The organism is Flavobacterium erciyesense, from assembly GCF_018069925.1.
Classification (GTDB): domain Bacteria; phylum Bacteroidota; class Bacteroidia; order Flavobacteriales; family Flavobacteriaceae; genus Flavobacterium; species Flavobacterium erciyesense.
This window is the reverse complement of sequence record NZ_JAGPXB010000009.1, coordinates 1-22,895: the sequence shown is the minus strand read 5'-3', so window position 1 is coordinate 22,895 and position 22,895 is coordinate 1. Positions and strand designations below refer to the sequence as shown.

Annotated in this window: 16 protein-coding genes; 7 read left to right on the top strand and 9 right to left on the bottom strand. The window is 35.5% G+C overall.

The window, feature by feature from the left end:
* Positions 1-233 precede the first annotated feature (233 nt).
* A complete protein-coding gene (gene odhB, locus KBJ98_RS10285; RefSeq protein ID WP_210790386.1) occupies positions 234-1,487 on the bottom strand; it encodes a 2-oxoglutarate dehydrogenase complex dihydrolipoyllysine-residue succinyltransferase in 1,254 nt (417 codons plus the stop codon).
* Between the two features lie 158 nt (positions 1,488-1,645).
* The gene (locus KBJ98_RS10280; RefSeq protein ID WP_210790384.1) at positions 1,646-4,417 is read right to left on the bottom strand and encodes a 2-oxoglutarate dehydrogenase E1 component; all 2,772 of its coding nucleotides are present in this window, start codon (positions 4,415-4,417) and stop codon (positions 1,646-1,648) included.
* 120 nt (positions 4,418-4,537) lie between these two features.
* On the opposite strand from KBJ98_RS10280, the gene KBJ98_RS10275 reads away from it, so the two are divergent.
* Positions 4,538-5,080 carry a hypothetical protein gene (locus KBJ98_RS10275; RefSeq protein ID WP_210790382.1) on the top strand — a complete coding sequence of 181 codons (543 nt, stop codon included), beginning with the start codon at positions 4,538-4,540 and terminating at the stop codon, positions 5,078-5,080.
* A gap of 12 nt (positions 5,081-5,092) precedes the next feature.
* On the opposite strand, the gene KBJ98_RS10270 is transcribed toward KBJ98_RS10275, so the two are convergent.
* A complete protein-coding gene (locus tag KBJ98_RS10270; protein ID WP_210790380.1) occupies positions 5,093-5,446 on the bottom strand; it encodes a hypothetical protein in 354 nt (117 codons plus the stop codon).
* A gap of 138 nt (positions 5,447-5,584) precedes the next feature.
* Positions 5,585-6,559, bottom strand: a complete 975-nt coding sequence (locus KBJ98_RS10265; RefSeq protein ID WP_210790379.1) for a polyprenyl synthetase family protein — start codon at positions 6,557-6,559, stop codon at positions 5,585-5,587.
* 260 nt (positions 6,560-6,819) lie between these two features.
* On the opposite strand from KBJ98_RS10265, the gene KBJ98_RS10260 reads away from it, so the two are divergent.
* The 5 genes from KBJ98_RS10260 to KBJ98_RS10240 all read left to right on the top strand — a co-directional run bounded on the left by KBJ98_RS10260 (position 6,820) and on the right by KBJ98_RS10240 (position 13,734).
* Positions 6,820-7,341 (top strand): YceI family protein, encoded by a 522-nt coding sequence (locus KBJ98_RS10260; protein ID WP_210790377.1) that lies wholly within the window; start codon positions 6,820-6,822, stop codon positions 7,339-7,341.
* A gap of 149 nt (positions 7,342-7,490) precedes the next feature.
* Positions 7,491-8,087: a TetR/AcrR family transcriptional regulator gene (locus KBJ98_RS10255; RefSeq protein WP_210790374.1), complete on the top strand. Its 597-nt coding sequence runs from the start codon at positions 7,491-7,493 to the stop codon at positions 8,085-8,087.
* A 3-nt stretch (positions 8,088-8,090) separates the two neighbouring features.
* Entirely contained in the window at positions 8,091-9,431 is a 1,341-nt protein-coding gene (locus KBJ98_RS10250; protein WP_210790372.1) for a TolC family protein, read from the top strand.
* Between the two features lie 5 nt (positions 9,432-9,436).
* Positions 9,437-10,504 (top strand): efflux RND transporter periplasmic adaptor subunit, encoded by a 1,068-nt coding sequence (locus KBJ98_RS10245; protein ID WP_210790371.1) that lies wholly within the window; start codon positions 9,437-9,439, stop codon positions 10,502-10,504.
* Positions 10,505-10,581: 77 nt separating this feature from the next.
* Positions 10,582-13,734 carry an efflux RND transporter permease subunit gene (locus KBJ98_RS10240; RefSeq protein WP_210790368.1) on the top strand — a complete coding sequence of 1,051 codons (3,153 nt, stop codon included), beginning with the start codon at positions 10,582-10,584 and terminating at the stop codon, positions 13,732-13,734.
* Positions 13,735-13,856: 122 nt separating this feature from the next.
* Here KBJ98_RS10240 and KBJ98_RS10235 read toward each other — a convergent pair whose 3' ends face one another.
* Positions 13,857-16,487 (bottom strand): carboxypeptidase-like regulatory domain-containing protein, encoded by a 2,631-nt coding sequence (locus KBJ98_RS10235; protein WP_210790365.1) that lies wholly within the window; start codon positions 16,485-16,487, stop codon positions 13,857-13,859.
* Positions 16,487-17,305 (bottom strand): GLPGLI family protein, encoded by an 819-nt coding sequence (locus KBJ98_RS10230; protein WP_210790362.1) that lies wholly within the window; start codon positions 17,303-17,305, stop codon positions 16,487-16,489. The genes KBJ98_RS10235 and KBJ98_RS10230 overlap by 1 nt, the downstream gene beginning before the upstream one ends.
* Before the next feature lie 569 nt (positions 17,306-17,874).
* Between KBJ98_RS10230 and KBJ98_RS10225 the strand changes: the two genes are divergently transcribed.
* Positions 17,875-18,522: a hypothetical protein gene (locus KBJ98_RS10225; RefSeq protein ID WP_210790359.1), complete on the top strand. Its 648-nt coding sequence runs from the start codon at positions 17,875-17,877 to the stop codon at positions 18,520-18,522.
* Between the two features lie 94 nt (positions 18,523-18,616).
* On the opposite strand, the gene KBJ98_RS10220 is transcribed toward KBJ98_RS10225, so the two are convergent.
* From KBJ98_RS10220 to KBJ98_RS10210, 3 genes are all read right to left on the bottom strand, one after another.
* Positions 18,617-20,575: an OmpA family protein gene (locus KBJ98_RS10220; RefSeq protein WP_225899108.1), complete on the bottom strand. Its 1,959-nt coding sequence runs from the start codon at positions 20,573-20,575 to the stop codon at positions 18,617-18,619.
* Positions 20,576-20,587: 12 nt separating this feature from the next.
* Entirely contained in the window at positions 20,588-21,505 is a 918-nt protein-coding gene (locus tag KBJ98_RS10215) for a PorP/SprF family type IX secretion system membrane protein (RefSeq protein WP_210790356.1), read from the bottom strand.
* Between the two features lie 35 nt (positions 21,506-21,540).
* The coding region (locus KBJ98_RS10210) for a gliding motility-associated C-terminal domain-containing protein (protein WP_210790353.1) at positions 21,541-22,895 on the bottom strand (1,355 nt) is incomplete at its 5' end.

Below are 22,895 nucleotides of genomic sequence, written 5' to 3'. Positions count from 1 at the left end.
GTTTTTTAAAATAAATTAAAATTGTTTTTAAAAAAGAAGGAATGTTGTGGTAATGTTATGGTAAAAATTAAATTTTTTACAATAGTATTTACATAAATCATAAAGTTTTAATTAATAAAAAACATTTTTAATAATTATAAACACAAAAACATAAATGTTTAACAAGGAGGATTACATAAAAAATCCCGTCATGTTGCACATAACGGGATTCAAAAAATATAATGTAAAGAATATTACAGTTCTAATGCTTTTTTAGGATTGTTATCCATCAATAATTCCATTGGGTTTTCTAGAGCTTCTTTAACAGCAACTAAGAAACCTACAGACTCACGACCATCTATAATACGGTGGTCATAAGAAAGTGCTACGTACATCATTGGGTGAATTTCAACTTTACCATTTACAGCAATTGGACGCTCAATAATGTTGTGCATTCCTAAAATTCCTGATTGCGGTGGGTTGATGATTGGAGTTGACAACATAGAACCGAATACACCACCATTAGTGATTGTAAATGTTCCACCTGTCATATCATCCACTGTAATTTGACCGTCACGTGCTCTTAAAGCCAAACGCTTAATCTCAGCTTCAACACCACGGAAAGTTAAGTTTTCAGCGTTACGAACTACTGGTACCATTAAACCTTTTGGTCCAGATACAGCAATAGAAATATCGCAGAAATCGTAAGCTACTTTGTAATCGCCATCCATCATAGAGTTTACATCTGGATACAATTGTAATGCTCTAGTTACCGCTTTTGTAAAAAACGACATATACCCTAAACTTACACCACCATGTTTTGCTTTAAAAGCATCTTTGTACTCGTTACGAATCAAGTTGATTGGCGTCATGTTTACTTCGTTAAAAGTAGTCAACATAGCCGTTTCGTTTTTAGCAGCTACTAATCGCTCTGCTACTTTACGGCGTAACATTGATAATTTAGTACGCTCTGTTCCACGAGATCCACCAGTAGGCGTTCCCATAGAAGGCACTGCATTTACAGCATCTTCCTTAGTGATTCTTCCTGCTTTACCTGTTCCCGTTATGGATTCTGGAGCTATATTTTTTTCGTCTAATATTTTTCTTGCTGCTGGAGATGGCGCACCCGAAGCGTATGTTGTTGCCGCTGGAGCCGCAACTGGTGCAGGCGCAGCCTCCACTTTTTTAGCTGCGCTCGATTCGGCTGCGCCTCGGGTCTCTTCAGCAGGAGCTGCTGCTACTGGAGCTGGTGCAGCACCGTCTGGTTTTGCTGCAGCTGTATCAATATGGCAAACAACAGCGCCAACTGCTACTGCATCGCCTTCTTCTGCTTTTAAAGTAATGATTCCGCTCGCTTCAGCAGGCAATTCTAATGTAGCTTTGTCTGAATCAACCTCAGCAATCGCTTGGTCTTTTTCTACATAATCTCCGTCTTTAACTAACCAAGTTGCAATTTCAACTTCTTTTATTGATTCCCCTGGCGATGGGACTTTCATTTCTAAAATCATGTTCTATTATTTTAAATTATGAATTTTAATTTTTTTCTTGTTATTGCACCTTTTGTGAATCGTGCTTGGATTTTTTCTAGCCCTGATCGAAGCGATATCCTTTTTCTAGCTTCTTTAGCTAGGAAAAGATTTAGCGCAGAGCAGGAAATAGCTCCTTATTATCTAAATAAATCTTTATCAAAAACCATTCTGATGGCATCTGCGTGACGGCGTTTTGCTCTGGTGTAACTACCTGCCGCTGGTGCTGCATATGCTTTTAATGAAGCCAATCTCCATTTTACTAAATCAAAATTCATCAACATATAGCTGTAAGCCCCCATGTTTTTAGGCTCTTCTTGTGCCCAAACATAATCATGAGCATTAGGATATTGAGCGATAATTGCTTTTAATTGCTCTACTGGTAGCGGAAACAATTGCTCTATACGCACTACTGCAACATCAGTACGCTGGTTGTTTTCGCGCTCAGCGGTGATATCATAATAGAATTTACCGGTACAAAACACCAAAGTTTTTACAGCCGCTTTGTCAACTGTATTATCATCAATAGTTTCTTGGAATTCTCCGTTTGCAAGGTCCTCAACGGTAGAAACACATCTTGGGTCACGCAACAAACTTTTTGGTGAAAACACCACAAGCGGTTTGCGGAATTTAGTCTTCATTTGACGTCTTAACAAGTGAAAAAAGTTGGCTGGCGTTGTACAATCAGCTACGTACATGTTGTGACGCGCGCACAATTGAAGGTAACGCTCCATTCTTGCTGACGAGTGTTCTGCTCCTTGCCCTTCGTAACCGTGAGGCAATAGCAATACAATTCCGTTTTGGTTGTTCCATTTGTCTTCTCCACAAGAAATGTATTGGTCAATCATAATTTGCGCACCGTTAGAGAAATCTCCAAATTGTGCTTCCCAAATGGTTAATGCGTTCGGGTTAGCCAATGCATATCCGTAATCAAAACCTAAAACTCCGTACTCAGAAAGGAAAGAATTGAAGATACGGAAATTTCCTTTTTTGTTTGCAATATGATCTAAAAGCACTACTTCTTCTTCAGAATCCTCAACTTTTACCACTGCATGGCGGTGAGAAAAAGTACCACGTTCTACATCTTGACCAGAAATACGAACATCAAAACCTTCGGTCAATAAAGAACCGTAAGCTAATGTTTCTGCAGTACCCCAATCGATGGTATTGTTATCGTAACCTGTTTTTCTGTCGGTTACAATTTTATTGATCTTGTTGATGAACTTTTTATCTTTAGGCAAGCTCGATACGGTTTCAATAATAGAATCCAATGTAGCTTTCTCGACTTTTGTATCAAATTTTTGAAGCATCACGTCATTGGATACTTGCTCAAAACCGCTCCATTCGTTTTGCATGAATGGCGTGATTATGGTCAAATCTTTTTTGCGCGAAGCTTCTAGATTTTGATCTAAATCCGATTTGTATTCTTGTTCCAACTCTTTTACATAACTGGCATCAATTACTCCATCAGCAAGTAATTTATCCATGTAAAGGTCTCTTGGATTTTTGTGTTTAGCAATGATTTTGTACAATAATGGCTGAGTAAAACGAGGTTCATCACCTTCGTTGTGACCGTATTTTCTATATCCTAATAAATCAATAAATACGTCGCGACCAAACTGCATTCTGAAATCTAAAGCAAATGACATGGCGTGCACCACTGCCTCTGCATCATCAGCATTTACGTGCAATACTGGCGAAAGGGTAACTTTGGCCACATCTGTACAATAAGTTGATGATCTTGCATCAAGATAATTGGTTGTAAAACCTACTTGATTGTTAATTACAATATGAATGGTTCCTCCGGTTTTGTAACCATCAAGTTGCGCCATTTGCACGATTTCGTACAAAATACCTTGACCAGCGATAGCGGCATCTCCGTGTACTGCAATAGGCAATACTTTTGAGAAATCATTAGGGAAATATTTATCTTGTTTGGCTCTTGTGATTCCTTCAATAACTGCACCTACTGTTTCAAGATGCGAAGGGTTTGGAGCCAAATTAATGTTGATTTTTTTACCTGAGCTTGTTTCTTTATCAGCTGTTAAACCTAAGTGGTATTTTACGTCACCATCAAAATATTCTTGATCGTAATCTTTACCATCAAACTCGCTGAAAATATCTTGAGTAGATTTGCCGAAGATGTTTGCTAAAACGTTCAAACGCCCGCGGTGCGCCATACCCATAACGAACTGCTCCACTCCTTTTTCGGCTGCTTTTTCGATTAAAGCATCAAGTGCAGGAATTATTGATTCACCACCTTCTAGTGAAAAACGCTTTTGACCTACATATTTTGTATGCAAAAAGTTTTCGAAAGAAACTGCTTGATTTAACTTGTTAAGGATTTTTTTCTTTTCGTCTAATGAAAATTTTGGTTGATTGTCATTAACACCCAATTTATTCTGGATCCAAGAAACCACTTCTGGGTTACGAATATACATGTACTCGATTCCAATATGCTGACAGTAAATCGCATCCAAATGGTTGATGATTTCCTGTAAAGTACATGGCTGGATATGGATGACTTTTGCCGCATCAAAAACCGTATTTAAGTCTGATGCTGTCAATCCAAAATTAGTATAATCTAAATTAGGAGAGGAAACACGTCTTTCGCGTACCGGGTTTGTTTTGGTAAACAAATGTCCGCGGGTACGGTAGCCGTCAATTAATTTAAGAACATTAAATTCTTTGTGAATTTTATCTGAAACTAAACTTACATCAGCATTATTTGCGGCAAAGTTTGCTATTTGTGATGCAGGATTTTCTTCGTTATAGGTGGTCATTCCAAAGTCAAAACCTTGAAAAAAACTCCTCCAACTTGGCTCTACGCTATCTGGATTCTCTAAATATTGATCGTATAACTGGGCGAAAAATTCTGTGTGTGCTGCGTTTAAAAATGAAAACCTATCCATAATATTTAGTGAATATACTTTTTTTGTTAAAATAGTTTTGCAAAAGTACGATAATACAATAAATTTATAATTTATTTTAAGATACTTTTACATTGATAATTGTTAAAAAACCAGAAACTCATGACTAGATCTTGCATTTTGAATACATTCAATACTATCTTTTTACTTTTTTTAGTTTTTTCTTGCAACGCAGTTTTTGGACAACAAAACACTACCACTGTGCAAAATGAACCTAAATTTTGGGATCATGTACAATTTGGTGGTGCTGTTGGTTTGGGATTTGGAACTGGCTTTACCGATATTGTCCTTGCACCGAGTGCCATTTATAATGTAAATGAGTATGTCGCTTTGGGTGCAGGACTTCAATACAAATTTTTGAGACAAAAAGATTTTTACACTTCTCATCTTTATGGCGCAAGTGCAATTGGACTTTTAAACCCCATTCCTGAAATACAATTATCGGCAGAGGTTGAGCAGTTGCGCGTAAACCTTCGTTTTGATAGCAATACTACTCCATCAGAAAATTTTTGGAACACAGCTCTGTTTGTGGGTGCGGGATATCGTTCTGGCAATGCTACTGTAGGTGTTCGATACAATGTTATCGAAGATAAAAACAACTTATATGGCAGTGCATTTATGCCTTTCGTACGTTTTTACTTTTAAGTTTAAAACCAATTAGCGGTACTTATTTCTGAACCAAACTTTTTGCCATTCTCTTTTTAAAACTAAGAATGAAATTTGCTCAGCGAGCTGCACCAAATCGGATCCGTCTAGTTTTTTAACTTCATCTTCGGCTACATCAATAATGTAAAGCAGGTTTAAATATTCGGCAAATTTATATTGGATGAGTCGGTAAATTTTTTCATGCAACTGAATTTTCAGCTCTTCTGGAGTGATACTTTTAGGAAAATCAACCGCTTCATTGGCTAGGTTAAAATCTTTATTGAGTTGTTCAACCAATTGCAAATACAAGTTCTCAGCCGAAGCCTCGGAAAGAAGTAAATCTGTATTTTTTGGAACTATAAACATATTTTTAAAATTTCAATAGCCGCAGCAATTTTCAATATTATGTAGGTACAATTTACTTCTTGTTCAACTTAAAATAACAATTTCCACAATCAACATTGCTATTGATTATTGTAATTTGAAATTGTCATTGAAATTGAACTATACTTTTCTTCCCATTAGGTTTTCACCAAATGCTTTGAGCATTGCTTTTTTATCGGCACTAACATTCAATTGATCTAACATTTGAAAGGCTTTAAAAGTGTAGTCTTGTATGGCATCTTGAGTAGCTTTTGATGCTCCTGAAGCATTGAATAATTCTTTTACACGCTCAATTTTATCGGTATTATCTTCTAATTGAACAGCGAATAAATCACGTAGTTCTTGCGCTTCTTTTTCTGCAGAAAAGGCCACCGCTTTGAGATACAAATAGGTTTTTTTATTTTCGATGATGTCACCGCCTACTTGTTTTCCGAAAGTTTCCGGATTCCCAAAGGCATCTAAATAATCATCTTGAAGCTGAAAAGCCAAGCCTAAATTCAAACCAAAATCATAAATTAAATTAGCATTTTCAATAGATGTTTCGGCTATAATAGCGCCCATTTTCATGGCAGCAGCTACTAAAACCGCTGTTTTATATTGAATCATTTTGAGGTATTCCTCAAGAGTTACATCAGTACGCTCTTCAAAATCAACATCCCATTGTTGTCCTTCGCAAACCTCGAGAGCTGTTTTACTGAACAACTTGGCTAAGTCTCTAAAAATTAATGGCTCGTATTGTTCAAAATATTGATAGGCCAAAATAAGCATCGCATCACCAGATAAAATTCCGGTATTGATGTTCCATTTTTCATGTACTGTTTCGTTTCCTCTTCTCAAAGGCGCATCATCCATAATATCGTCATGTACCAACGAAAAATTATGAAAAACCTCAACTGCTAATGCTGCCGGAAGTGCGTTTTTATAATCGGCACCAAAAATCTCAGCACTCATTAAAGTCAACACGGGACGCATGCGTTTACCTCCCAAATCAAGAATATAATGAATTGGTTCATATAAATTTCTTGGCTCTTTGGTTTCGTATTGCGATTGCAAATAGTCGGCTAAAAACTCTTGGTATTGAGAAATGGTATGCATTCGTGTTTTGTTTATCGGTTACAACTGCAAAATATGCGGTTTGATGCAACCGAAGCTTTTGCTTGCACAAAGAAACTCAAAAATCTTTAAACTAGCTAAAATGTTAAAGTTACTCAAATGTTAAATAAATCAAAATACACTGGAAACTATTTTGGTATTCAAAGTTTCCAATATACATTTGTACCCGAATTAGAGCGACAAGAGAAGCGTATTGCCTATTCTTAAACCAAAATTTATACATTCAAACACATCCTCTACCTATGAAAACCACTTGGAAATTAGATGCAGCACAATCAGATGTGCAAATAAAAATGAGGCATTCTATCATAGCTTATTTGGCAGGAACTGTAAATGAATTTGATGGACATATAGATTTGCAGAACGATCAACTAGAAAATGCCTCAGTAGCTTTTTCGTTAGATGTAAATAACAAGCAGCACGTTTTGGAGCACATTGACAACTCATTAAAAATGAATGATCTTTTTGATGTTGATAACTATCCTATCATTCAGTTTCAAAGCACTTCTTTTGAAAAGGTAACGCCAAATATCAATTTCTTGAAAGGAAACCTGACTATAAAAAACATTACTAAACCTGTAGAATTGGATGCAGCATTATTAGGAATTGCTGAAAATAGCGGCACGAAAAAAGCGGCATTTGAGATCACAGCCAATATCAACCGTAAAGATTTTGGCCTTACTTACAATGCTTACCACCAAACTAGCGGCCTCGCTTTAGGGCAAGACATTAAGTTGATTGCTAATTTGGAGTTTTGCATCTAAGTAAGAAAAAATCAATGTTAAAAAATCATCAACAAACAGGAAACTATTAAAGTGTTTCAAGTTTCCTGCTGTATATTTGCCATAACATTTACACGCCTAATCAAAAGACCAAAATTTACTTTTTGAAATAACCGCCAGAAAAAAGTATCATGAAAGAAAAAATTATTGCAACCGCAAAAGAAATGTTTTTGAAACTGGGTTTCAAAAGTATCACTATGGATGATATAGCCGGCGAAATGTGCATATCAAAAAAAACTATTTACAAGTACTTTGCAAATAAAGAATTGTTAATAGAAGAAAGTGTTCAAGTATTGCATTCAGATGTGAATAATTTGATTAACAACGTTACCTCACAAGATTTTAATGCCATTCAAGAAAACTTTGAAATCAGACGCATGTTTGACGAAATGTTCAAATCGACCGATACTTCGCCAGTATATCAATTAAAAAAACACTATCCGGAAGTGTACCAAAAAGTACATCAGGTACAAATAGAAATGTGCCAAGCCTGTTTTAGGAGAAACATTTTAAAAGGAATTGAGCAAGGCTACTACAGAAAAGAGATTAATGTAGACGCGTATGTGAACTTTTATTACTCTTTGATTTTTGCAATTAACGAAAACACAAGATCAGAACGGGAAGCATTTGCTCTTGAAATGCAAGCTTTAGAATATCATACTCGCGCCATGGCAACAGAAAAAGGAATTATTGAACTAAATAGAAATTTACTAAATCCAATTATATAAAAAATGAGAAAAACAATCATACTAATGACCGTGCTGCTTTCCTTGAGCATGCAAGCACAAGAAATAAAAAGTCTCACCCTAAAAGATGCTATTACGTACGCACTTGAAAACAAAGCCGATGCAAAAAAGGCAAGATTACAAGTTGAAAGAGGAGAGTACGAAATTCAAGAAGTACGTTCAAGAGCTTTGCCTCAAATTGCAGCAAATGGTAGCTTAAATTACAACCCTATTTTGCAAACTACTGTAATTGACGGAGCTGGTTTTGGTCAACCTGGTACTACAATTCAAGCTGCGTTTGGTCAAAAATGGAACTCAACAGCAGGGATTTCTCTTAATCAGGCGTTATATGACCAAGCTGTATTTATAGGTTTGAAGGCGGCAAAATCTACTCGTGAGTTTTACCAAATAAACGCACAATTAACTGAAGAGCAAGTGATAGAGCGCGTGGCCAATGCTTACTACCAAGTTTACGTAACGCGTCAAAACTTAACTGTATTGGATAACAACCTTAAAAACACTCTTAAAGTTAAGGACATCATTCAAGGACAATATAATAACGGACTGGCTAAAAAGATTGATTTGGATAGAACCTTAGTTCGTATCTCCAACATTAATACTCTGCGTCAACAAACCCTGAACGCTGTTACGCTACAAGAAAATGCTTTGAAATTTTTTATGGGCTTAGCTGTAAATACGGGTATTTCAATTCCAGAGACAGAATTTGAAATTACTCCAAGCGCACTTTCACTAGCTCCAGATACAACAACAAGAACGGAATATTTGTTACTTAAAAAGAACGAACAATTACTAGAGTACCAAAAAAAATCTATTGAAGCCGCTTATTACCCAAGTTTATCGCTTACCGGTGGATATAACTTCATCGGTCAAGGCCCAGAGATGCCTTGGTTCAAGAAACCATCAGATGGGGTTTACTGGTCTGATTTTGCTTCGGTAGGACTAAATTTACGCATACCAATTTTTTCAGGATTTGGAACAAAAGCAAGAGTAAGCCAAGCCAGTAACAAACTAGCTTCGATAAAAGTAGATTTGGAAGAAACAAAACTGGCATTGGATTTAGAATACAGTAATGCAAAAACGCAAATCGAAAATAGTATTGTATCGATCAATAATCAAAAAGAGAACGCAAAACTAGCTCAAGAAGTTTTAACAAATACGAACAACAACTACATTCAAGGTTTGGCGTCACTTACTGATTTACTTGAAGCAGAAAGTGAACTTGTTGTAGCTCAAAACAATTACACATCGGCCTTATTAGATTACAAATTAGCCGAAATACAATTAATCAAAGCAAAAGGAGAACTAAAAACATTAACCAATAAATAATCAAAATGAAAAAAATTATAATAACCGCTGTAATCATCATAGGTAGTTTAGGTGTAATTGGATATATTTTAACCAATAACAAAAAAGAAAACGAAGCCAAAACAGCCATCGTTGCTGAGAAAAATGCAACGATATCGGTGCGAACTGATGTGGTAAAAATAGAAGTAGTGTCTCTTGACTTTACCTCAAATGGAAATTTTGAACCGGTTCAAGAACTTAAATTTTCAGCGGAGAAATCAGGGAAAATAACCAAAATACTAGCCAAAGAAGGCGATTACGTGAGCGTAGGACAAACTCTTGCTATTGTGCGTAGTGATGTGGTGAATGTAAATGCGCAAAATGCAAATGCTATTTATCAAAACGCAGTGGCTGATTACAACCGATTTGAAAACGCATTCAAAACAGGTGGTGTGACCAAGCAACAACTAGACCAAGCCAAACTACAAATGGTAAATGCTAAATCGCAATTGACACAAGCAAACATCAACGTAGGAGATACTAGAATTAAAGCACCAATTAGCGGATTCATCAATAAAAAACACATTGAAGTAGGATCTATTATTACCGGAATGCCTGCAACACAATTGTTTGATATTGTAAACGTATCTAAACTAAAATTGAAAGTTAACGTGAACGAAAGTCAAGTAGCTGGATTAAAAGTAGGAAGTACAACAAATGTTGTTGCCAGTGTGTATCCAGACAAAACTTTCTCAGGAAAAATTACATTTATTGCTGCAAAAGCGGATGAAACTTTGAACTTCCCAGTAGAAATAGAAATCACAAACAATGCCAATAAAGACCTAAAAGCAGGAATGTATGGTACGGCAGAATTTGCATCAAACCAACAAAAACAAGCTTTAAAAATTGTTCCTAGAAATGCCTTTGTAGGTAGTGTAAGCAGTAATCAAATATTTGTAATTGAAAACGGAACTGCTAAATTAAAAACAGTTACTGCTGGTAGAATTCTAGGTGATAAAGTAGAAATCTTAAACGGTCTTGACGAAGGACAACAAGTAATTATAACGGGACAAATCAATTTGCAAGACGGTAGCAAAGTGGAGGTGATTAAATAGATTAAAATTTGTTTCAAGTTTAAAGTTTAAAGTTACAAAACTTGAAACCTGAAACTTGAAACCTGAAACTAAAACATATGAAATTAGCAGAAATATCCATAAAACGTCCGTCGTTAGTGATTGTATTGTTTACGATTCTAACACTTGGTGGACTGTTCAGTTACAGTAATTTGGGGTATGAATTGATCCCAAAATTTGAAACGAACGTAATTACTATTGCTACCATTTACCCGGGAGCATCGCCTAGTGAGGTAGAAAATACCGTTACTAAAAAAATTGAGGACGCGATTGCCTCTCTTGAAAACATAAAAAAAATAGACTCTAAGTCGTACGAAAGTTTATCTACTGTATCGATCACATTGACTTCAACAGCCGATGTTAATATTTCGATGAACGATGCGCAACGTAAAATTAATGCCGTTTTAGGGGAACTTCCTGATGATGTAGAAACTCCCTCTTTAACTAAATTCTCCTTGAGTGATTTACCAATTATGACTCTTGGTGCCAATGGAAATTTAGACGAGGTAGCTTTTTACGATCTTGTTGACAAAAAATTAGCTCCCGTTATTTCACGTGTTGAAGGTGTAGCACAAGTAAATATTATTGGTGGACAAGAACGTGAAATCCAAGTGAATCTGGATGCTGTAAAAATGCAAGCCTACGGACTTTCTATTCCACAGGTACAACAGAATATTCTGGCTTCTAACTTAGATTTCCCTACCGGAAACATTCAAACTCGTGAGCAAAAAATATTAATTCGTTTAGCCGGAAAGTACAAAAACGTTGACGAATTAAGAAACCTAATTGTTTCCTCTAGAAATGGTATCCAAGTACGTCTTAGCGATATTGCTGATGTACAAGATGGTCAAAAAATTACTGAAAAAGTAGCACGTGTAAACCGAAAAAGCGCTATCATTTTACAGATTATCAAACAATCTGATGCGAATGCGGTTGCGGTAAGTGAGGAATTGGTGAAAACCATTGCTAAACTTGAATCGGATTACAAACCAGTAGGTCTAAAACTTGCAGTAGCTAAAGACAGTACTGTTTTTACACTTGAAGCGGCTGATGCAGTAGTTCATGATTTACTTATTGCTGTACTTCTTGTGGCACTTGTAATGTTGTTTTTCTTGCACAGTATCAGAAACTCATTGATCGTAATGGTATCTATTCCGGCCTCGTTAATTGCAACGTTTATCGGAATTTATTTGATGGGCTATACCCTAAACTTAATGAGTTTATTAGGATTGTCTCTTGTGGTAGGTATCTTGGTGGATGATGCCATTGTGGTACTCGAGAATATTTACAGGCACATGGAAATGGGCAAGAACAAAGTGCGAGCTGCTTATGATGGTACTGCCGAAATTGGCGGGACCGTAGTATCGATCACCTTAGTAATTGTGGTGGTATTTTTACCTATCGCTATGAGTACAGGTTTAGTATCAAACATTATCACGCAATTTTGTGTAACAGTAATTATCTCAACCTTATTGTCATTAGTAGCATCGTTTACTATTATTCCTTGGTTGTCTTCAAGATACGGTAGATTAGAGCACATTACTGGTAAAAACCTTTTTGGAAGAATAATTCTTGGGTTTGAAAGTTACTTGACTCGTTTTACAAACTGGATCTCTAGATTATTAGAGTGGTGTTTGGATCATTATGTAAAAACCTTAGTGATTATAGTTGTGATCTTCTTTGGATCGATGATTAGTTTATTAGGTGGTGGATTCATTGGTGGAGAATTCTTTGCAGCTTCTGATAGTGGTGAGTTCTTGGTTCAAATAGAAATGCCAAAAGATGCGTCATTGGAACAAACCAATTTCATGACTCAAAAAGCAGAAGATTTCTTGTCGAAAGAAGAATATGTTTTTAGTCAAATTACAACTGTAGGACAAAACAGTACTGGATTAGGTGCTTCACAAGCTACGGCTTACAAAGCAGAAATCAACGTGAAAATGGTAGGCTTAGACAAGAGAGATGAACCTGCAAATGTATATGCAGCTAAGACCAAACGTAAACTAGAAAAAATTTTAGTGGGTGCAAAGGTAAAAACAGTTCCTGTTGGTATTTTAGGTACTGCTGAAGATGCTACTTTGAATTTAATTGTAACAGGTCCTGATGTAGCTAGCGCTATGCTTTTTGCAAAAGCGGCCGAAAAAGAATTACGTACAATTCCTGGAGCTACCGAAATTGAATTATCTGTTGAAGACGGTAATCCAGAAGTGAACGTAAAAGTAGATCGTGATAAAATGGCTGCTCTTGGGTTGAACCTGCAAACAGTAGGTATTACAATGCAAACGGCCTTTAGCGGAAACACTGACGGACGTTTTAGAGCGGGTGAATACGAGTACGATATCAACATTAAATACAACGCTTTTGATAGAAAAAGTATTGCCGATGTGAGCAACTTGATCTTCATAAACGATATGGGTCAACAAATTAAATTGAATCAATTTGCAACAGTAACCGAAGGTTCTGGACCAAGCCAATTAGAACGTAGAGACAAATCAGCATCGGTAACGGTAAAAGGTCAAAACGTAGGAGTTGCTTCTGGAACTATTGTAGGAATGTGGCAAGAAAAAATTGATAAGCTTAAAAAACCTGTTGGGGTAAATTACATTTGGGGTGGTGATCAAGAAAACCAGGCTGAAGGTTTTGGAACGTTAGGAATTGCATTATTAGCGGCTATTATTTTGGTTTATCTGGTAATGGTTTCGTTATATGACAGTTTTGTGCATCCATTTGTAGTATTGTTTGCCATTCCGCTTTCGTTTATTGGAGCAATGTTGGCTTTGGCTTTGACCAATAATACATTGAACATATTTACCATTTTGGGTATCATAATGCTTATTGGTCTGGTTTGTAAAAATGCGATCATGTTGGTAGATTACACCAATCAAAGACGTAAAGCTGGTGAAACAGTAAGAACGGCTTTAATTCAAGCCAATCATGCTAGACTACGTCCTATTTTGATGACTACAATTGCCATGGTTTTTGGTATGTTCCCTATTGCATTAGCATCAGGAGCTGGAGCCGAATGGAAAAACGGACTGGCTTGGGTAATTATTGGTGGATTAATATCGTCTTTATTCTTAACGCTGGTAGTGGTTCCTGTAATTTATCAAATTATGGAGAAAATCATAAACAGAGTTTCTAAAGGTGAAAAAGTAGATTACGAAGCTGAAATGATCGCTGATTATGAACACAGAGAAGTGAGTGAACACTAAACACTAGATCATTCTTATTTTATACAAAACCGACCTGCTCTTGATAGATGCAGGTCGGTTTTTTTTTTGAATGTCATGCATTCAAATATCAAATTTAGATGTTCAAAATTCAGATTCAGGAGTTATAAAGAAAATCTAACTTTGAATAACAGTTGTCGTGGTCTTAATAGAAAATTAGTTGTCACATAACTATAATCATTGACATTGATAGTTTTGAAATTATTGGTACCAAAAATATTGTTCATTTGCATCTCAAAATCAATTTTTTTCTTCTGACTCGTGTATCTATAAATAAAATCTGCAAACAAATTTTCGTTTCTTTTATTGAACAAGGTCGTACTTACATACTCTGACTTTAGACCTAAATATTGTTTGTTTTTCAAATTAAAATTCAGATTCAAAACATGATTTTGTTGTTTTACTTGCGGTTGTTTTAGTTCCTCTAATTTGTTATTCGAGAACGTCCAACTTCCTGCGTATTCCAAGTTAAGCCAATCCGTTAAATCGGTATCTATTTTACTTCCAAAAATTAAATTTTGATTTGCTATATCTACTAAATTACCATTAATGCTTTGCTGAAATTCCTGCAAAGCAAAACTGCTATTAAGCGTTAGATTTGATTTAATAGCTGAAACATATTTCCCAATTCGGGTTGAAAAATTATGACTGTATCTTGTATTTAATTGTTCAATCGCCTCAATTGCAACTGCTCCATTTGCTAAAACTTCACTTTGGTACAGTAAATTATTCTCACTTTGTACATTGCTGTAGCTGGTATTAAAAAAAAGTGCCTTCACAGGATTCCTAAATGAGACTCCCACATTATAATTTTGAATTTTAGATTGTGGTAAGGGAGAATCAATTCTCTTAATGCTTCGGTAATTTTGTAAAATATAACCGTAATGCAACTGGTTTATAGTACCAAATTGATTCGAAATTCCTGCAGAAGAATTAATTTTCCAATAGGAATTTATATCATAGTTAACCGTCAATCTCGGTTCGAAAGTAGTTTGACTTACGTTTTCAGACTGTTGTAGCGGAGAATCTTTGATCCTGTACGAATGCCGATTAATTGGGGTTGACAATTCAATTCGCCAATTCGCTTTTTTAAATTGAGTTTGCAAATCAATATACACTTTAGAACGAAACCAATCTAAAGTATTCGAAAAATCAGGACTTAAAACGCTATTGGTTGATGTAACTATATCACTATTAAGTTTTTGATTTTCTAATTGTAAACCTACTTTTGACTCCAATGTAAAATACTTTACCGCTTTGATCATCGATAACGTATTGTTTGTGAAATAGGTGAGTAAATCTGTATGTTGTGTAACGGAGTCGTAAGGTTTATTTTCGTTGAGTAAACCTTCAAACTGTCCGGGATTTACGCGAAGTTCTTGTGGTGTTTTGTTTAAACCTAGGTATGAAAAAAGTACAAGCTTTTGTTTTCCTAATGAAAAAATTGATTTCAAATTATTTGAAAACCTAAAATATTCATTACTTAACTCCTGCTTTAAACCTTCATTATTCAAAACGATATTACCGCGCTGACTATCCCAAAAGCCCTGAAACTCCAGACTGTTTTTAAAATAGTTTTTAGTTGTGTTTTTTTGAAGCGTAAAATTTGTTTGCAAAGAATTGTAATAAAATTGATTGTATTTTTCTTCTAACAAATCAATTGTACCCGAAGGCGTAAAAAACTGCGTATTGGTAAAACCCTTTTGCTGTTGATAATCGTTTAAATACGAAACATTCACACGCAATTCATAGTCTTTCTGTAGCTTTTGCAAATAATTGCTTGACAATAAGTGAATGGAATTATCAAGCCATCTCTTTTCAGAAAATTTCGGATTAGCTAATTGCTGTACTGCAAGCCAATCTATTTTCTCTGAATTGTTTTCAAATTGATTCAGTAAATCTTCAATCGTTAACTTTTTAAGCTGCGACGCTACATTATCTCCCGTATTATTCGTTTGGTAGGTAGTGAGCATTTGTCTTTTTTTAGAGAAAAGCATCGGTGTAATATTGGCATCCCAAAGTAATGGGCTAAAACCAGTGCCAATTCTAGCTTGACCTGTAAAAGTATAGGAGTTTTTAAGTTTGATATTGAGCGCCGTTCGATCAGAAAACTGTAAACTATCCAGTGTTTTTATAGGCTGATGGTTCTCCAGAATTTGTACTTGAGAAACCTCTTGATAAGGCAAGTTGTCATTGGCTAAATTGTATTTCCCTTCTAACAAATCTAGACCTTCAATATAATATTTGTTAATTGCTTTACCTTGATATAAAATTTTACCATCAGGTAGCACTTCAATTCCTGGCATTCTCTTTAACACATCACCAATGCTTCGGTCTTGCTCTTTTGAAAATGAATTTACCAAATAGCGCAGCGTATCACCTTTTTGTAAAATAGGCGCTGCTTTTACAGAAACCTCCTTTAAGATAAATGACTTTTCAGAAAGAATGAAATTTTTAATTTGCGTAGAATTATTAATTGCACTTACCACAGTTTCATATCCCATGCAGCGTACCTCCAAATCTACTTCAGGATCAGGACTGGCAAAGGTAATTGCAAACAGACCTTTACTATCTGTAATGGAATAAGCAATGATAGCAGAAGATGATTTTTTATAGATGGATACGCTAGCACTAACAATTACCTTGCCTCGTGTATCCGAAATTTGCCCTTTAATTACGGTTTGAGAATACAAGCAATTACATAAAAATAACAGCAGCCAAAAAACTATTCGCATTAATCTGTCAGTTCAATAGGATTGTTTTCAAACATCATCTTTTCCTTGGCTCTTTGATCGGCTAAATCAAGCATTTCCTTTGGAAAAGTCATTCCACCCGAGTTAATCAAGGTCGATGGTTTTTCCTTGTATCTCTTTTTTAGTTCTTTATACTCTTCATAAGTTATTTGAGTAGGTTTTTGTAATTGCTCCCCAGTATTACAAAAAATAGAACTATTTTTTATACTCGAAACAGTAAATTGATAATGTTTATTGGTATCATAAATCGATAAAATTAAACCCGGTAACCCATGAAATTTATATGGTCCATCGGCTATACTAATTTCTGTGGTATACCATGCCACATAAGTTCTACCAGCAAATTGAGTAGTCGCCTTTTTACAGTCATACCCCAATATTTCTTTTTGCTCCTCTTGTAATTTCCAATCAAACTTATCTAAATCTTGATTGTATGTATAAGTACCTTGTCCAATCCTATCGATAAGAGTTGATTTACTAGTACTATATTCCTTTACTATTGTATAATTTATTTTTGATCTCGATAGCGCCTTTCTATCAGGAAGTACCTTAGACACCTCATATTCGCGCGCCATATCAAGCAATTTCTTTTGATTCAAACTTATATAATATGAAAAATCTTTTGCAACATACAATGCCATTTGCTCTTTCTGTTTGCTGAGAGTATCCTCTTTATTTACTTGGTATAAATAATCATAAGTGATTTCATACCGTAAAGTATCTTTTGGAAAATTTTGAGCATAAATTAGAACTCCTGAAAACAGGAAAACAAGTGCAAGTAAAAGTCTTTTAATATTCATTTTAAAATTTTTATATAAAAATATGGCTGATTTTCGGCCATATCAAGTAGACATTTTTTAAGATTGACTTTTCTAATATTGAGCATTATTCACAAGAAATTTTGTTATTAGCAAATGGGCAATAATTTTAGAACTCGAATTCTATTCTTATTTATTTTATATCACTGGGTCCTTTAAATTTTCCAAAGCTTCATAGATTGAAATTCCTATACGTGTTTATTATTTTTTAAATCTTAAACCCTCGACAGAAAACACCAAACAAATCTGAATAAAAATCAACAATAAAAAACATATATTAACGATTAATTAACAATATTATTCATGTATTTAAAAATCATACTACTCTTTTACAATAATTTAAAAAATCATACTTCTTAACGTAAAGGAATTAAATGCCTTTACGTTTAATTTTAATAATTGTCTTGCGACGATAAAAATTGAAATATTGATTCCTTCTCAAACATCTCCCAAAATAAAAATTGGCACGCTACTTGAATATATCTTAGAAAATAAGTTAAAGCGGCAACCGAAAAGCTAACGAGTAGGTACCAATCAAAAAATGAAATGTCATGAAAAAAATTACTCTTTTAGTTGCAAGTATCTTTGTTTTGGGAGGCAGTATCGCTACGGCCACTGCAGCAACAACTCCTAACATTAGCGGAAAATCAATTTTCGATTTTAATAATGAAGATCCAATTGTTTTTGTAGAACGCGGTATCGAATTTTATGTGTTCCCTGACGGACAAATAGATTTTAACACAAGACCAGATGCCAAAGGCGGTATGTATTATAAAACAGCCCCAAGCCGCGCTACTAACAAAACGTACGGCGCTCCGGTGAGTAATCGAAAAGGAGATTATGGAGTACGCGTGTCCCATGATAATTTGGGTCGTGTACGCCAAGTGGGCAATGTATTTATAAACTATGATGCCTTTGACCGTGTAAAGCGAATAGGATCTGTATACATGTCTTACAACCGTTATGCCTTGGACCGCGTAGGTGGTTTAGAAATCATTTACAACAGACGTGGACAAATTGTTGATCTTATAGGTTCAGTAAAAGGAGGTCGTTCTGTTTATGGCAATAAAGGCGACTATGATAACCGCTACGAGTCTAAAAACGATGACATGTACTATTACAGAAGTAACAGCAATACGAGCGCTACCGAGGCAAAAGTAGCTGCTAATACAGCAATAGTTCTTAATAGAAATAAATAGTTTGGTTTGTTTGAAAATTGATTAGTTAAAAAAACCCCGTTGAAATTGTATCAACGGGGTTTTGCTTTTAACACGCTTAGCGTTTCTTATATTTTTAATCCATAGAAATAATAACAAATTCACTTCTACGATTAGCTTGATGCTGTTCCTCTGTACAACTTGATTCATTCGTTGGTTCACATCCACAATCATTCACAAGTTGCGATTCACCATATCCTTTTGCAGTTAATCTATTTGCGTCTATGCCGTTTTTGATCAACCAAGCTTTTGTTGATTTCGCTCTTCTATCAGAAAGTACTTGGTTATAAGCAATCGTTTGTCTACAATCGGTATGAGATCTAATATCGATTTTCATTTTTGGATATTGCTGCATCACAGCTAATACTTTCTCTAATTCAAAGGCTGCATCTTTTCTGATAAACGATTTGTCTAAATCAAAATACAAAATCGGAATATCTAATGTTTTAGCTAAATCAGTACCTACATCAACACGTTTTTTACGCGGTTCAAGTGCTAAAGGCTGTTTGGTTTCGCCAGACGTTTTCGCAATAGCTACCATTTGTTCTTTAGTTTCGTAATCTGCTTTTTCTCCGCGTAAATAGTACGTCTTTCCACAGTCAACTGCAAATGAATAAGCGCCATCAAAACCTACTGTAATTTCTTTAATCAATTTAAAAGAGCTATCAAACAAACTCACTTTGGCATTAGCCAGAACTTGTCCACTTTCTTGATCAGATATTATACCGGTTAACAATTGCTCACAAACCGGAACTGGCAAAGCTGAGAAAGTATAAATATCATCAGAACCTAAACCTCCTTCTCTATTTGAACTAAAAAATCCTTTGGTAGCAGTAGCATTCATCAACAAAGCAAAATCGTCTTTGGAACTGTTTATTGGCGCTCCAATATTTTGGACTCCATCTACAGTATTTGACGCATTTATTTTAGAACTAAATACATCTAAACCTCCTAAACCAGGATGACCATCACTAGCAAAATACAATGTGTTGTCGGCAGCGATAAACGGAAAAGTCTCTCGCCCTTCAGTGTTAATAGAAGTGCCTAAGTTTTGAGGAGTTCCATAACTATTATCAGAATTAATAGTAACATACCATAAATCTGACAATCCTTTTGTACCCGGCATATCAGATGCAAAATATAATAGTTTTTCATCCAAACTCAATGTAGGATGTGCCACACTGTATTCATTGCTGTTAAATGGCAACTCTTGTACATTGACCCATTTACCATCTTGCTTAATCGCTTTGTAAAGCTTAAGCAAAGTCACTCTGCTTTTATCTTTCTGCTTTTTACCGTTTAAATAGTTGTTTCTGGTAAAATACATCGTTGACCCATCTTTCGTAAAAACAGGAGTCGACTCATGAAACTTAGTGTTAATTGTTGTATTAAATAGTTTTGGATTACTAGCATTACCATCAGTATCAACTGCTGCGGTATACAAATTGGTAAAAGCCTCGTTATTCCATTTGAAAACTTTTTTTGCTACTCCGCCAGTATCTCTTGCTGAAGCGAACAATAATGAATTATCTACGAATGAACTTCCATAATCAGAATAAGGTGAATTAATTCCTGCATCTGCAACTTCAAAACGTCCTGAATTTGCTTTAATATCCTCCAAGTAATCCTTTTGATTAGAGAAAAGCTTAGCTCTTTGATCATTAGCTGCTATTGCAGTAAATTTTTCGAGTATTGCATTGGCTTTGTCATACTGACCAACCGCTTTTAAAGTTTGCGCATAGCGGTAATAGTATTCTGGTTGCTGCTGTTGGTTCATTGCAAAAAGCTCAGTATACCATTTTTCTGCAGCCACTAGATTGGCGATGAAATAATAAGAATCCCCTAGTTTACGGAACATCTTTTCATCCTTATATCCCTTTGCAGCGACCTTTTCATAGGTTGCAATTGCATCTACGTACGAATAATTTTCGAATTTTTTATCGGCCACTATTACTCCTTTATTTTGACTCCAAGAAGTAATGGAAACCAATACAAATAGAAGGGCGTAACGGAAACTTTGCATATTTGTTTTCATACTACACATTTTTTAAAAGAATCTTGGAGAGGTAATCCTGTTGTATTTATTAAAGATCTCATAACGAAGAAAGATCTCATGCGAACCAGAGTTGTAATTAGCTAAACGAGTTGTTTCTAGGTCATAACCATAGCCAATAAACCAAGAATCAGAAACTTGAAAACCTACTAATGCACTTAAAGCAGCACTCCATCTGTAAGCTAGACCCGCAGTAAATTTTTCATTAAACATAAAATTGGCTGACAAATCAACTTGTAATGGGGCGCCTTGAACCAACTTAGTCATCATAGCAGGCTTAAACTTTAAATTGTAAGTCAAATCAAAAACATGACCGGCAGTAAGATAATAATTAACTCTTTCGCGAGCGATGTAAGAAGTAGATCCTTGGCTTGCCGTACGATCAAAATGTTTTGTTTCTAGCAAATTTGGCGCTGATAAACCAACGTATGTGTTGTCAGAGTACCAATACAATCCAACTCCAATATTAGGAGAAAATCGATTATCAATATTGCCCTCTAGAACATTTTCATATTGTTTGAGTTTACTGAAATTAACCGATAACAAGTTCGCTGATGCTTTCATACCAAAAGCCAACTTAAAATCTTCAGAAGTGTTGATATAGTATGAAAAATCAACAGCCAAATTACTCTCATCAGAAGGACCGATTTTATCATTAATTACCGATACTCCAAGTCCTACTTTAGACTCATTAATGGGAAAATTAATAGATGCCGTGTTCGTTACTGGTGCACCGTCAAGACCGACCCATTGCGTTCTATACAATGCAAAAATACTCATCGATTGACGTGATCCTGCATAAGCAGGATTCACGTTAATAGTGTTATACATATATTGTGTAAACTGAGCATCCTGTTGCGCGCTTATTGTGGCAGTAAACAACAGTAAAATAGCTATTAGTTTTGTTTTCATGTTCTATCGTTTTAGACTTAGCAAATTAGTGTTGATTATCTATTGATGTATAAGTATCCTGCTTTTTCAAAATTATTACCAGCACTATCCTTGTATTTCAAGATGTAGTAATAAGTTCCTTCTGGCAGTTCTTCAGATTGTTTTACAGTTACTCTTCCTTCTGAAATACCTCTAAAGGCTCTATCATCATTATTGTAACTGTTTCTTTCAAATACTAGTACACCCCAACGGTTGTATATTTCTACTCTATTGTCTTGATAACATTCTAATCCTCTGATTCTAAATATTTTGTTGTCACCTGCACCATTTGGAATCACGGCATTGAACACTTCAATTTGACAGCCATTAACTCCTAATACGGTAGGACGATCATCAACCATACTTGAATCATCAGAAAGATCCGTTACAACAACTCCCAATGGCGTAGTTCCACGTACTTGCGCTTGATTAGAGACACTACCAAGATTAATATCACTTTGTTTTAAAGCGTATACTCCTTGGTAGGCAGTAGTATTGGTTTCATTAATGTTTAGAACAGCAATTGGAGCACCAGTCAATATTAATCCTGGTAGATTATCTGTTACAACCACGTTATTCAACACAACATTTCCTGAATTTGTCACTTCAAATCTGTAAGTAATAGTTTCTCCTGCTTGAGCAAAACCATCTCCATTTTCATCATTAAACACTGCTGTTTTAATGATTGAGATTTTAGGAGATTCTGGAACTACAACTGTTGCAGTTGCAGTGGTACAGTTTGCTGGTACAGCACCAGTCTCACAAATTTGATATCTAATGGTATATGTACCTGCAGCTGTATTTGGAGCAACTGTTAAATTACCTTCAGCATCAATACTCAACGGACCATCTGTTACAGGAGTCACATCAGTGGTAGCTGCTGTTACACGTTGACCGTTTAACGTATCATTATCAGTAACATTACCTCCAGTAGCTGGGAATACATTGTTATCTGCAACTATTGGATTAAAAATCACAATGGTCACCATTGCTGTAGTACAATTTGCTGGAACAGCGCCAACTTCACATAATTGATAAACAATTGTATAAGTACCACTAGGAGCATTTGGAGCAACAGTGACATTACCTGCTGAATCAATACTTAATGGACCATTTGTAGCTGGTGTCACTGCAATCATTCCCGGAGGAACTGGCTGACCATTTAATGTATCGTTACCTAATACGTTTCCTCCTGTTCTTGGCAAGGTATCGTTATTTGCAACAATTGTTGGATTATTAATCACCACTGTTGCAACAGCTGTTGTACAATTCGCTGGGGTAGCACCTGCCTCACAGATCTCATACGTTAAAGTATACGTTCCGCTTGGTGTGTTTGGAGCTACTGTTACGTTTCCGTCTGCATCAATACTCA